General features: G+C 70.3%; 8 protein-coding genes. 5 read left to right on the top strand and 3 right to left on the bottom strand.

Annotated elements, in window-relative coordinates; all coding sequences use genetic code 11:
• The first annotated feature begins 21 nt into the window (after nucleotides 1-21).
• A complete protein-coding gene (locus JRI60_RS41360) occupies nucleotides 22-1,893 on the top strand; it encodes a hypothetical protein (protein WP_204221556.1) in 1,872 nt (623 codons plus the stop codon).
• A 24-nt stretch (nucleotides 1,894-1,917) separates the two neighbouring features.
• Here JRI60_RS41360 and JRI60_RS41365 read toward each other — a convergent pair whose 3' ends face one another.
• The gene (locus tag JRI60_RS41365; RefSeq protein ID WP_204221557.1) at nucleotides 1,918-2,622 is read right to left on the bottom strand and encodes a class I SAM-dependent methyltransferase; all 705 of its coding nucleotides are present in this window, start codon (nucleotides 2,620-2,622) and stop codon (nucleotides 1,918-1,920) included.
• Between the two features lie 202 nt (nucleotides 2,623-2,824).
• On the opposite strand from JRI60_RS41365, the gene JRI60_RS41370 reads away from it, so the two are divergent.
• Both JRI60_RS41370 and JRI60_RS41375 read left to right on the top strand, forming a co-directional pair.
• The gene (locus JRI60_RS41370) at nucleotides 2,825-4,390 is read left to right on the top strand and encodes a hypothetical protein (RefSeq protein WP_204221558.1); all 1,566 of its coding nucleotides are present in this window, start codon (nucleotides 2,825-2,827) and stop codon (nucleotides 4,388-4,390) included.
• A 241-nt stretch (nucleotides 4,391-4,631) separates the two neighbouring features.
• A complete protein-coding gene (locus tag JRI60_RS41375) occupies nucleotides 4,632-5,159 on the top strand; it encodes a DUF4240 domain-containing protein (RefSeq protein WP_204221559.1) in 528 nt (175 codons plus the stop codon).
• A 10-nt stretch (nucleotides 5,160-5,169) separates the two neighbouring features.
• Here the strand turns inward: JRI60_RS41375 and JRI60_RS54760 are convergent, their stop codons facing one another.
• Nucleotides 5,170-7,893 carry an amidohydrolase family protein gene (locus JRI60_RS54760; protein WP_275439062.1) on the bottom strand — a complete coding sequence of 908 codons (2,724 nt, stop codon included), beginning with the start codon at nucleotides 7,891-7,893 and terminating at the stop codon, nucleotides 5,170-5,172.
• Between JRI60_RS54760 and JRI60_RS41385 the strand changes: the two genes are divergently transcribed.
• The gene (locus JRI60_RS41385) at nucleotides 7,892-9,256 is read left to right on the top strand and encodes a sigma 54-interacting transcriptional regulator (protein WP_204221560.1); all 1,365 of its coding nucleotides are present in this window, start codon (nucleotides 7,892-7,894) and stop codon (nucleotides 9,254-9,256) included. The two genes, JRI60_RS54760 and JRI60_RS41385, sit on opposite strands and share 2 nt — an antisense overlap.
• An 80-nt stretch (nucleotides 9,257-9,336) precedes the next feature.
• Complete coding sequence (locus JRI60_RS41390) at nucleotides 9,337-11,370, top strand: serine hydrolase domain-containing protein (RefSeq protein WP_204221562.1); 2,034 nt, start codon at nucleotides 9,337-9,339, stop codon at nucleotides 11,368-11,370.
• Nucleotides 11,371-11,394: 24 nt separating this feature from the next.
• Here the strand turns inward: JRI60_RS41390 and JRI60_RS41395 are convergent, their stop codons facing one another.
• Nucleotides 11,395-12,933: an ELWxxDGT repeat protein gene (locus JRI60_RS41395; protein ID WP_204221564.1), complete on the bottom strand. Its 1,539-nt coding sequence runs from the start codon at nucleotides 12,931-12,933 to the stop codon at nucleotides 11,395-11,397.
• Nucleotides 12,934-12,942 lie beyond the last annotated feature (9 nt).

The following is a 12,942-nucleotide window of genomic DNA, read 5'->3' on the forward strand; positions in this document are numbered from 1 at the left end:
GACGCTCCCTATGAGGTGCCGGTGGGTTCAGCGCATCCATGGACATGGCTGGGCGTCCTGGCCGCGTGGGCCGGAGCAATCGGAACGGCGCACGCGACGGAGACGGACCAGTACTTCGCGATCGGCAAGTCTCCACGGGACTCGCTGGCCGTCCTCGACGAGAAGGTCAACCGGGAGATTCTCGGAGCCTTGGAACTCGTGAATCGAGGGGCCTGGGACAGCACCTCGTGCGAGGACCTCGCCTACCGCGTCCACCAGCGGTTCCGCATCTCGGGGCTCCACAAGATAGAGCTCTGGGCGGAGCACACGCCGCGCATCGAGCGGGTGCCCGCCGACGACGCCTACGCGCGCTTCCAGAAGGAGGACTCCGTCTACCGCAATGACCGCCTCTGGGACTGGGGCCTCACCTTCGGCGTCAAGGCGACGTTCAACGTCGCCGGCGTCCACATGGGCGCGGACAAGCTCTCCCACTTCTTCCAGACGGGATGGAAGTACCACGAGCTGTTCCTCGAGGACCGTCAGGCGGGAGTCCCCGAACGCGAGGCCCTCGAGCGGGCCATCCAGTACGGCGTGGAAACGGAGCGGAGTTCCCTCGGCCTGGCGACGACGGGCGTGTTCTCCTTCGGAGACCTCGAGGCCAACTACCAGGGGTTCCTCTTCTACCGGAGCCTGTGCCAGACGGAGAACCCGCGGCTCTTGAAGACCTCCGAGGGCTGGCGGCTCACGCGCCCGTTCGACTGGCGCGAGTACATCTCCCCCCGGTTCGACGAGAGCTACTACAACTCCGCCTTCACGCCGAAGCGCTGGAGCGAGGTCCGCACCAACCTGCGGCGGGACTACTGCCCGAAGCTCGACAGCGAGGCGTTCCGGGAGCACTACTGGCGCTACTCGCGCTTCCCTCGCGGCGCCGACGAGCTCAACGCCCGCTACGTCCAGGAGCTGATCGCCCGCGGTGAGCTTCCCCGGCAGGAGGACTACTCCCTCTGGGCCGCCTGCGGCCGGAGCCGGCCGGACTTCGGCTCGGGCGAAGTGGCGGCCGTCGGGGGAAGCCCCGGGCCCATGCCGCGTTACGAGACCCCGCGTTTCGACGACGCCATCCTCCGGCCCGTGTTCGAGCTCGCCGGTGGCGGCTTCCAGGGGGCCCGCGCCGATTGGAACGCCCTGCTCCGGATGCGATTCCAGCTCCGGGAGACCGTGGTGCCAGAGGACGCGTGGGACTCCGTGCGGACCCCGGAGTACCTGCTCTGGGCCTCGCTCGATGGGACGCTCGCGATGACTCCCGGGCCCCTGGGCGGTGGCCTGCGCGCCGAGCTATCCCATGCCGACCTCCGCCTCACCCCGGTGGAACAGCGCTTCGAGCTCAACGACGCGGCCGACGGCGGCATGCTCGCGGTCGGCGTGGTGCTGGCTCCAGCGCGTCTCACGCGCTTCCTCGCGTTGGACCGGAAGCTGGGCGTCACACTGTCCGCGGCCGGAGTCCGCGCGCGGCTGGGGACGAGCCTCGGCGAGCGGCAACGGACGCGGGTGTTCGCCTCGCTCGCGCTGGAGGCGCTCGGGTACAAGGCGGCCCTCCACCTGTCCGAGCTGGACGCCTTCCATGGAGTGCATGTCGCCACCCTGGCCGCGGAAGCCGGCGCGGAGCTGCTCCTCGGAGAGCGCTTCCGGCTCGGACTCGTCCTGGGCGGACGCGCGGAGCTCGGCCTGGGGTGGAGCCACGGTGGCCGCCGGTTCTCCGCGCCTTCGGACCTCGGGGCGTATGCCGAGGGGCAGGTGGACATGACGCGCCACCTGCGCCTGTTCGTCCGCGGACAGCTCGACGCCCTCCATGAGCCCGAGCCGGGCCGGCTCCTCTCCACGCCCGCCCTCCTCGCCGGCGCCGCGTTCAGGTTCTGAGCCCCGGGGGCTGGCGGACGCGCCCTACCCCTCCGCCACGCCGATGTGCCGCGAGTCCTCGGGATCGAAGGGCTTGCCGTCGAAGCGCCCGTAGCGCTCGCGGGGGGTGAGGCCCCCGGCCGCCATCGCCGCGTCCAGCTCCTGCACGGAGAAGGGCTTCAGCTTGAGGCGGCGGATGCCGAGCGGCGCGCCGGGCTGCCGGCGCTCGCGCAGGTGGAAGGAGAACCCCGGCCGGCGCGGCTCGAGCGCGGCGCCGGGGTCGTCCTCGTCGCGGTTCTGCGTGGAGGCGGGCTCGGTGGACGGGTTGAGCACGTCGTAGACGAAGAGACCCCCGGGGACGAGGTGGTAGCGCACGGTGGCCAGGAAGGCCTCGAGGTCCTCGTGCGTGCTCATCAGCCCCAGGGCGTTCTGGGGGGCGAGCACCACGGGGAAGCGCTCGGGCTGGCGCAGGGAGCGCGGATCCGCCAGGAGGAAGCGCACCCGGCCGGCCACCTCGGCCGACACCGAGGCCCGGGACTCCTCGGCGGCCCGCACCATCCGCTCCGAGGGGTCCACCCCCAGTACGGACAGCCCGTGCTCGGCCAGCGTCCAGGCCACGCGCCCGTTGGCCGAGCCCAGCACCAGCACGGGCCCACCACGCTCGGTCGCCTGGCGCGTGTAGAAGACAAGGTCGGGCTCCTGCCCGACAAGGGAGAGCGGCGTGCGGCCGCGCGCGTCGTTTCCGGCCATCGGTCTTCCGGAGTAGCACGGTTGGGGCCGTCGTGGGGTCAGGACCCTGCCTTGACTGGGCACCACGCTACCCATGTGCTGTCCGGGAGCCGACGCATCGGCCCTCCTTCGAGCGGAGCCGGGCTGGCACCGGGCTTGCGAAGCGGGGAGACGGGGGTGCCACGTAGGTACCCGGATTCACCAGAAACGGGTGGGCAGGGGCATGAAGGGTGGATGGCGGTGGGCGACGGCGCTCGTCGTGACGGGCGCGATGTGGGCGGGCTGCAAGCAGACGGGGCATGACCAGTCGGAGCACGGCAACCCCGGGCTGGATTCTCCCCAAGTCGAGGGGAATACACCGGACCCGGTGCCCGCTCCCGACGCGGGCACGGTGACCGATGGCGGAGGGAAGCCCGACGCGGGCACGCCACCGCCGCCTCCTCCTGTCGACGCGGGCACTCCGCCCCCTGTCGACGCGGGTACTCCGCCTCCTCCTCCCGAGGCGGACATCCAGTTCACCTCGGTCCCGGGCTGGCAGTTCTTCGGCACCCAGCACGGCGGGCCCCGGCGCGTCTACGGGGTGTCGGCCGACGAGGGGGGCAACGTCTGGGTGGCCGGTGGCGAGGACGGCCTCTTCCTGCTCCAGCCGGGCGCCACGCGGTACCAGCGCTTCACCCTGGAGAACGGGCTGCACCCCTACGGCTACATGGCGGACGGCAGCGACGCGCCAGGGCCCAGGTACCTCAAGGTCATCTCGGTCGCGGGCGGCCCCGCCGGCACCGTCTTCGTGGGCTACGAGGGCCGGCCCGGCAAGGGCAAGGACTACTGCGAGGACAACTGGGACCGCGATGACGGCATCGCCCCGGACCCGTCCCGCTACAAGAGCGGTGACGCGGACAAGGTGACGCTGCGCGCCGACGGCACCCTCGACGTGGTCCACTACGACATCTTCTCCGGTCCCAACGTGGTGCGCGCCGAGAAGCGCGGCCGCGAGAAGCTCTGCAACATCCTGCGCATCGCGTACGACAAGAACACCCAGAGCGTCTGGTTCGGCGGCAACCACGGCTTCGCCCGCGGCGACGCGCGCTTCACCGGCAACAACACCTGCAACGGACAGCTCTCCTGCGCCGGCGTGCTGGAGCACGTGCACCCGGCCATCAACGCCCTCAACGACAAGGGCGAGGACATCCTCCTCACCGACGCCTACTACGGCGTGGCGGTGCACCCCAGCGGCGATGTCTTCTTCGGCGGCTCCAACCGCACCACGCGCTTCCGCTACGGCACCAACGGCTTCGACTACTGGACCTCGCAGTCCGAGACGGAGGATGCCCCCTACATCTGGAACCGCTTCGACCTCTGGCCGGACAAGGTGGGCGAGCCGGGCGCTCCCAAGCCCAGCGAGCGCGTGGACGACAACGTGTCCGGCCTGGCCATGGCGGGCGACAACACCGTCTGGGTCAGTTCCTTCAGCAAGGGGCTCGCGCGGATGAACGCCGAGGGCGGTGACGTCCACTACGTCAACGTCGGCGTCCCGCAGCTGTCCGCCGTGGCCGTGGACCCGCTCGATGGCAGCGTGTGGACCGGCGCCCGCTGGCTCGGTGCCCTCTACCGCGTGAAGAATGGCGGCGTGCAGACCTACTGCATCGACTTCGGCACCCGCCTCTGCTCCAGCCGCATCTCCGACATCCAGGTCGACGGCCACGGCTCCGGGCGCCGCATCCTCGTGGGCTTCCTCGGCAGCGACGAGAACCGCATCCCCGGTGCCGTCGGCATCTACACCGGGAACTGAGGCACCGTGAGGAGGCCGGGTTTCCCCTCCTGGTTCGCGGAGGGGAACCCGGAGTCCTCGATACCCTCACCCCGTCCCTCTCCCGGAGGGAGAGGGGTGAGGGGCACCTGGCATCCCTCCCACCCGAGGGCCTCCAGCACCTTGGTCATGCCGGCTCGATGCGCTCCAGGGTATTCAGACCCTGATAACAGGAAGCTCCCCGTCATCAGGGATCGGGACGCGGTACGGATGGAATAGACCCATGAGCATCGAACAGTTCTGGAAGCTCATCGAGTCATCCCGGAGAGGCTTCAACCCTCACCGGATTGACGGAAACATGGAGCAGCAGAGCGAGGAACTCAGGCGGCTGCTGTTGAAGCTCCCCCCCGAGGAGATCATCGACTTCCGCAACCATCTCCTCGAACGGATGGCCACGGCATTCCACTGGGACCTGTGGGGGGCCGCCTACATCATCGCGGGCGGCTGCTCGGATGATGGCTTCGCGGACTTCCGGAGCTGGTTGATCTCGATGGGACGTCGTGTCTTCGAAAGCGCGGTGTCGAATCCAGAATCACTCCTCGACGTGGTCGATACGCCTGGAGTCGAGGACTTCTTCTTCGAAGAGTTTCCAGATGTGCCGGCACAGGCCTACGCGGAGCTGACAGGACGCGAGCTCCCCTCGTACGCGGGCCACTCCCCGGTTGGCCCCGCCGGACAAGCGTGGAGCGAAGACGAGGGGAACCTCGCGCGGAGGTTCCCCAAGCTCTGGGCTCGATACCACCGGGGATGAACCGCACGCCCTACTTCGCCAGCGTCCGGTATTTCTCGAACAGCGCCTGCTGACGGCTGGTGAGCGGCACCTGCTTCCCTCCCACCCACATGCCCAACGGCCGGCTGCTCACCTCCAGCGGGTCTCCATTCCACAGCACCAGGTCCGCCGTCTGACCCGGCGCCACCTGGCCTCCCTCCAACCCGAACGCCTCCGTCACATTAGTGGTGATGGCTCGCAGCGCGTCCGCGTACGGCAGACCCCACGCCACCGCGTTGCCCGCCTCCTGCGCCAGCGTGCGCACCATGTGCGACTCGCCCAGCGTGGAGATGAGCACCTTCACCCCCGCCCCACTCAGCAGCGCCGCCGAGTCCAACCGGCTGTTCAGCCCGTCGAACGTCGAGGGCAGGTTCTGCGTGGGCTGCACCACGACGGGTACCTTCGCCTCCGCCAGCTCCCGCGCCACCATCCACGCCTCGCGCCCACCGGCGATGACCAGCTTCAGCCCGAACTCGCGCCCGAGCGCCAACGCCGCCCGGATGTCCGACACCCGGTTGGCCGCCACCACCACCGGCATCGTCCCCGCCAGCGCCGGCTGCAGCGCCTCCAGGTCCAGCCGGCTCGCCGACAACGCGCGCATCCGGTTGTGCTCGAACTCGCTCTTCCGGTTGTTGTACGCCCGCGCGTCGAACAGCACCTCGCGCAGCCGCTCCAGCACCAGCGCGCGCGAGCCGGACACCGCGTCCCGGCCGGACAGGCCCAGGTTGATGTGCAGGGCCAGCGGCGCGCGACGCACCGCGCCATCCGTCGTCACCCACGCGCTCTGCCCGGACACCAGTCCGCCCGACGGAATCACGCCCGCCGCGACGACACCGCCCAGCCTCGCCACGGGCAGCGTCTCCGCCGCCGGGTTGAAGCTGTCGACGATGCGCAGCGCCGCGCGGATGGGCTCCTTGGCCGCCTCGCCCCGCAGCGCGTCATCCACCGCCGACTCCTCCAGCCCCACCTCCACCACGCCCAGGCCCGTGAGCGGATCCACGAAGCCCGGCGCCAGCACCCGGCCCTTGCCCTCCACCGCACGGCACCCCGCCGGCAGCGCGTCGAGCGCCCCCGCCTGCACCCGCGTCACCTGCCCATTCTCCACCAGCACCGAGGCGTGCGCCTGCCACGTCCCATTGGAGAGGACCGCCACGTCCTGGAACGCGGTGCACGCGTCGGCCTTCACCTCCAGCGGCTGGGCGCAGGCGGCGTCCTTCGTGGGCTCGCAACGGGCCTCGATTCCCGCGTCCTTCAACACCGGCACCGCCGAGGGCAACACCGCCAGCTTCGCCGAGGCCCCGGCGCGCTCGCCCAGCTCGAAGTCGCTCGCCTCCAGGGCACCATTCGTCACGTCATAGGTGACGACACCGTCCGCCCAGACGCGCTGCGCGCGGGCATACACGGAGAGCGGGTGGTTCTTCCACAACACCACGTCCGCCATCTTTCCCGGCTCCAGCGAGCCCGTCTTCTCCTCCACGCCCATCACCCACGCGGGGTGCAGCGTCACCCAGCGCAGCGCCTCCTCCTCGGTGATGGGGATGCCGGACTCGCGCGCCCGCCACATCGCCTTGCCGGCCTCCTGGTTGAGCCGCTGGATGCCCAGCGCCGAGTCCGAATGGATGACGGCACGCCCACCCGCCTGCGACACCAGGCCCGCGTTCTGCGGAATCCCATCCCAGGCCTCCAGCTTGAAGCCCCACCAATCCGCCCACGTGGACACCGCCACGTGCTTGTCCGCCAGCTGGTCGCGCAGCTTGTAGGCCTCCAGCGCGTGGTGGAAGGAGCGGATGGAGTAGCCGAACTCGTCGGCCACCTGGAGCATCACCGCCATCTCGTCCGCGCGGTAGCAGTGGTTCTGCACCAGCAGGTTGCCGCGCATCACCTCCGCCAGCGTCTCCAGCTGCAAATCCCGGAGCGGAGCGGGCCCTCCATCCTTCCCCTTCTTCCCCCAGGCGTCCCACTTCTCCATGTACTCGCGCGCCCGGGAGAAGGCCTGCCGGAAGCCGGCCACGTTGCCCATGCGCGTGGAGGGAGCACGCCGCTGCGCTCCCCCGTACACACGGCGGGGATTCTCGCCGCAGGCCATCTTCAGGCCGTCCTTCGCCCCGGGAAAGCGCATCTCCGCCGCCGAGCGGCCGAAGTGCAGCTTCACCGGGAAGCCTCGCCCTCCAATGAGGTTGGCGCTGCCCGGCAGCACCAGCATGGCGGTGATTCCACCGGCCGCCGCTCGACGCAGCCCCGGGTCCTGCGGCCAGAAGGAGTGCTCGGCGGACACCTCGGCCGTCACCGGCGCCGTGGCCTCGTTCCCATCGTTGTTGGCGACGCTCTCCGGCGTGGCGAACACGCCCAGGTGGCTGTGTGAGTCGATGATGCCGGGCGTCACGTAGAGGCCCGTGCCGTCCACCTCCTCGGCCCCGGGAGGGGTGGCCACGTCCGCGTTGCGCCCCACCGCCAGAATCTTACCGTCCGCGAAAGCAATGGCTCCGTCCTCGATGGCCGCGCCCGAGGCGGGCATCACCGTGGCGTGCCGCACCACCACCGCGCGCTCCTGACGCCACACGCGCGTCGGGGCGCCAGGAGAAGAAGCCCCCTTGGCGGGCTCGGAGGGGGAGGAAGCGCTCGAGGAGACGGTCGCGCAGGAGGTCAATAGCAACAAGGACAGGTGGCGATAGCGCATGGCCGTTCGTCGTATCACGGTAGAATCGCGCTCGCCCATGTCCTCCGCTCCTCCCACCCCCATCCCCATGCATACCCTCCTCGGCGAGCGGGCTCGCGGAGACAGGCTCGCGGAACAACAGTTCCATCTGGTGCTGCTGGACACCGAGCGCGCCGGCACCGTCTACCCGCTCAGCGGCGAGGTGCTGCGCATCGGCAAGGCACCCGAAAACGACGTCGTCATCGACCACCCCACCGTCAGCCGCAACCACCTGCTGGTGCGCCGCCAGGGCGACCGCTTCCTCGTGCAGGACCTCGGCTCCACCAACGGCACCTTCCTCGATGGTGCCCAGGTGCGCGAGGCCTACCTGCGCCCCGGTGCCCTCATCGAGGTGGGCGACGTGCGCCTGCGCTTCAGCCCCCAGGTGGCCCCGGTGGAGATCGCCCCCTCGGCCGAGGACCGGCTCGGCGAGCTGGTGGGCCGCAGCGTGCCGATGCGTCAGATTTTCGCGCTCCTCCAGCGCATCGCCCCCACGGACTCCACGGTGCTGCTGGTGGGCGAGACGGGCACGGGCAAGGGCGCCGCGACCAAGGCGCTGCACAAGCTGTCACCCCGGGCCTCGGGGCCGCTGGTGGTATTCGACTGTGCCTCGGTGTCGGACTCACTTATCGAGAGTGAACTCTTCGGCCATGAGAAAGGCGCCTTCACCGGAGCGGTGGGCCAGCGCATCGGCTGCCTGGAGCGGGCCCATGGCGGCACGCTCTTCCTGGATGAGATCGACGACCTGGCGATGGACCTGCAGCCCAAGCTGCTGCGCGCTCTCGAGGATCGGGAGTTCCACCGGCTGGGCGCCTCCACGCCGGTGTCCTTCGACGCGCGCATCATCGTGGCGAGCAAGAAGGACCTCTGGGCCGAGGCCCAGGCGGGCCGCTTCCGCGAGGACCTGTACTTCCGGCTGTCCGTCTTCACGGTGACGCTGCCACCGCTGCGCGACCGCAAGGAGGACCTCTCCCTGCTGGTGGATGCCTTCGGCGGGCAGGGGCTGTGGAGCCGGCTGACGGAGAAGGTGCGCGAGCAGTTCCTCGGGCACACGTGGCCGGGCAACGTGCGCGAGCTGCGCAACGCCATCGAGCGCGCCCGGCACATGGCGGACCTGCCGGAGATGGCCGTGGAGGGGCTGCTGCGCGAGTCCCCCCCCGAGGTGTCGGAGCCCACGGGCGAGTCGCTCCCGGTGGGCTACTCGGGCCCCTTCAAGCAGTGCAAGGACGAGCTGGTGCGCGCCTTCGAGCGCGAGTACCTCACCCGGCTGCTCCAGCGCACCAAGGGCAACATCGCCCGCGCCGCCCGCGAGGCCGAGCTGGACCGCAAGCACCTCTACTCGCTGCTGCACAAGTACGGCCTGGTGCAGAGCGAGGGAGACTGAGCGGGCAATCGGGCTCCCCACCGCGCGTTCTATCGTCCAACCTTCTGGAAGCCATCCGCCCCGACCGGAGACCCCAAGCCATGCGCATCCGCGCCCTGCCCCTGCTCCTGCTCACCTCCTGTACCGCGGCCCAGAACACCGTCGCTCCGGCCTCCCCTTCCCCGGTGGCTCAGGTCACCACCTCCTCCGCCCAGGGCCGGAAGCTCGACGCGGCCACGCCCCTGAAGACGGCCTCGAGCACGCCCTTCACCGTGTCCGCCGGGTGGTACGTCACCGAGCGGGACGGGCACCTGCTGCTCGAGGACCCCGAGCGGCAGCTCCGCCTCACCCTCCTGGAGGTGCCCGGCCCCTCCGCCGAGCGCGCCCTCGCCGCCGCCTGGAAGCAGACCCGGCCCGACTTCGCCCTCCCCGTGAAGCACGCGGCCCACCCGCCCGCACAGGATGGCTGGGACGAAATCTTCCAGAACACCTACGAGCCTCCGCCCCAGGAGGCGCGCGTCGTCGTCGGCCTCGCCCGGCGCAAGGGTGACACCAACTACGTCGTCCTCCTGGATGGCGCCGCGGCCGCCATGGATCGCCGGGGGGCCCAGGCCGCTCAAGTCCTCCTCGGCTTCAAGTCGGCCCGGCTCGGCGAGGAGTCCTTCGCCGGCAAGGCCCCGCTGCCGCTGACCGCCGAGCGCCTCCGGTCCTTCGAGTCCTTCATCGAGCAGGCCCGCAAGACGATGAAGATTCCAGGCGTGGCCGTCGCCGTCGTCCAGGGCAACCAGGTCCTCCTCGAGAAGGGCTTCGGGGCGCGGGAACTCGGCAAGCCGGAGCCGGTGACGCCGGAGACGCTCTTCCTCATCGGCTCCACGAGCAAGTCGCTCACCACGCTGATGATGGCGCGGCTGGTGGACGAGGGCCTCTTCGACTGGGACACCCCCGCCACCCGGCTCCTGCCCGACTTCTCGCTCGCCGACGCCGAGGTGACGAAGAAGCTCACCGTGCGCAACACCGTGTGCGCCTGCACCGGCATGCCGCGCCAGGACATGGAGATGATCTTCGAGTACGCGGGCGTCACCGGCGAGCAGCGCATCGCCGAGATGCGGCGGATGAAGCCCACCACCGGCATCGGCGAGACCTTCCAGTACAGCAACCCCATGGTGACCGCTGGCGGCTACATGGCCGCGCACACCGCCGAGCCCCTGTTCCCGCTCGGCCAGGCATATGACCGCGTGATGCAGTCGCGCATCTTCGACGCCCTGGGCATGAAGTCCACCACCTTCGACTTCGCCCGCGCGGCGAAGCAGGACCACGCCTCGCCGCATGGGATGACCCTCACGCTCGACTACACGCCCCTGCCCCTGTCCCAGGACGAGGTCATCGTCCCGGTCCGCCCCGCCGGCGGCGCCTGGTCCAACCTCCGGGACATGGAGCGCTACGTGATGCTCGAGCTCTCCAAGGGCCGCACGCCCGAGGGCCAGAAGCTCGTCTCCGAGGCCAACATGCTCGCGCGCCGCGAGCCGCAGGTGAAGATCACCGACACCATGAGCTACGGGCTGGGACTCATGGTGGGCGAGGACCACGGCGCCCGCGTCATCCACCACGGCGGCAACACGCTGGGCTTCAGCTCGGACATGTTCTTCCTGCCCGATGCCAACGTCGGCGTCGTCCTGCTCACGAACGTGCAGGGGGATGGCCCCTTCCGCAACGCCGTCCGCCGCAAGTTCCTGGAGCTGCTCTTCGACGGCCGCGACGAGGCCCGCGCCCAGCTCGACTTCGCCCTGAAGAACCAGCGCGAGCAGTCCGAGAAGGAGCTGTCCGCCATCCGCGCCAAGCCCGACCTGGCCTGGGTGAAGACCCTGGCCGGCACCTGGTACAACGCGGGCCTCGGACGCATCACCCTGCGCGTCGAGGGCTCGAGCGCGGTGCTCGACGCGGGCGAGTGGCGCAGCACCCTGGGCGAGAGGCGGGAGAAGAACGGCGCGCGCACGCTCGTCCTCATGGACCCGCCGATGGCCGGCACCGAGCTCCAGCCCCGGAAGGAGGCGGAGCACACCACGCTCGTGCTGGAGATGCCGCAACTGCGCTACGTCTTCGAGAAGCGGGCGGCCCAGGCCTCCAGCAGGCCGTGACGTGAGGAGGCCCGTCCCGGGCGCTCAAGGCGTGGGCCGGCGCCGCCTCGCCATCAGCGGGGCGAGCACTCCCAGCAGCAGCCAGGGCGCGTCCGCCGCGAAGCCCGAGACACAGCCGCACCCGGTCCCGGGCGGCTCGGTGCCCGGCGACGAACAGTCCTCGAAGAACTTCGGGAACACCGAGTACGGCTCCCGTCCCAACGCCCCAGCATCGGCGGCGAAGTAGAGGACGCCCCCCGTGAACGTCAGGTTGCCCGGTCCGGCCACGGTGGCATCGGCGCCCAGGTCCATCACCTGCTGGGTGCCCTCCTCCGTCCCGTCGCTCCTCCACAGCTCGGCGCCGGTGCCATCGTCCGCCACGAAGAAGAGCAGCGAGCCCCCGGCCGTCAGCAACCGCGGTGATGAGCCACCACTCCCGGGCTGGATGTCCCGGACGCGCACCGTGCCCACCGCCGTGCCGTCGCTCTTCCACAGCTCGGCGCCACCCAGGCCGTCATCCGCCGCGAAGTAGAGCACCCCGCCCACTGCGGCGAAGGAGCTCGGACGCGAGCCCTCGCTCCCCGCGAAGAGGTCCGCGAGCATCACCGTGCCCTCCGCGGTGCCGTCGCTCGTCCAGAGCTCGGAGCCATGCACGGTGTCATCCAGGCTGAAGAAGAGCCGGCCTCCCACGGCCCTCAGGTTCTGGGGCGCGGGGTGGGACACCCTGCCGAAGATGTCCCGGACGCGCACCGTTCCGGCTTCCGTCCCATCGCTCTTCCAGAGATCGATTCCCGAGGTGCCATCCGTGGCCACGAAGAAGAGCGTGTCCCCCACCACCGTCAGCGCCCGGGGGTTCGCGTTGGAATAGGTGCCCGTGGCGATGTCCCTGACGAGCACCGTGCCTTCCGCCGTCCCATCGCTCTTCCACAGCTCGATGCCATGGTCCGGAGCATCCGCGCCGAAGAAGAGCCTGTCGCCCACCACCGTCAGCGTCCCGGCCACCATGGAGCTCGCGACGCCGGGGTGGATGTCCTTGACCAGCGTCGTGCCGGAGAACGTCCCGTCCGTCACCCAGAGCTCGCGGCCCGTCACATGGTCGCCAGCGGTGAACCACGCCCTCCCGCCCAGCGTGACGATGTCCGTCGTCTCGCCGGACTCGGGCCCCTCGCCGATCTCCCGGACCATCACCGTGCCGACCTTCGTCCCATCGCTCCTCCACAGCTCGATGCCGTTGACGCCATCGTTCGCCAGGAAGAGGAGCATCTCCCCCAGCCGCGTCAGCCGGTTGGGCCTGGAGCCGTTCGGTCCGAGCTGGATGTCCTTGACCAGCACCGTGCCGGCCTGGGTGCCATCGCTCTTCCACAGCTCGGTGCCGTGAACGCCGTCATCGGCGACGAAATAGACCGTCTCCCCGATGCGCACGAAGGACGAGGGCAACGCGCTGCCCGGCCCCGGCGACACGTCCCCGAGCAGCGCCGGGGGAGGAGCGCATCCGGGAGCCGGACTCTCCGCCCGGACCCGCGGAGCGCTCCACACCAGCGCGAGCACCAGCAGCCCGCCCCATGCCATGGCTCGATGAACCATCCACTTCCT

Origin of the sequence: Archangium violaceum (genome assembly GCF_016887565.1) — a bacterium.
GTDB lineage: Bacteria > Myxococcota > Myxococcia > Myxococcales > Myxococcaceae > Archangium > Archangium violaceum_B.

Coding starts and splice junctions, on each gene's coding strand:
- JRI60_RS41395 (WP_204221564.1), bottom strand. CDS start 12,933: ATGGTTCATCGAGCCATGGCATGGGGCGGGCTGCTGGTGCTCGCGCTG.
- JRI60_RS54760 (WP_275439062.1), bottom strand. CDS start 7,893: ATGGGCGAGCGCGATTCTACCGTGATACGACGAACGGCCATGCGCTAT.
- JRI60_RS41375 (WP_204221559.1), top strand. CDS start 4,632: ATGAGCATCGAACAGTTCTGGAAGCTCATCGAGTCATCCCGGAGAGGC.
- JRI60_RS41365 (WP_204221557.1), bottom strand. CDS start 2,622: ATGGCCGGAAACGACGCGCGCGGCCGCACGCCGCTCTCCCTTGTCGGG.
- JRI60_RS41370 (WP_204221558.1), top strand. CDS start 2,825: ATGAAGGGTGGATGGCGGTGGGCGACGGCGCTCGTCGTGACGGGCGCG.
- JRI60_RS41390 (WP_204221562.1), top strand. CDS start 9,337: ATGCGCATCCGCGCCCTGCCCCTGCTCCTGCTCACCTCCTGTACCGCG.
- JRI60_RS41385 (WP_204221560.1), top strand. CDS start 7,892: ATGTCCTCCGCTCCTCCCACCCCCATCCCCATGCATACCCTCCTCGGC.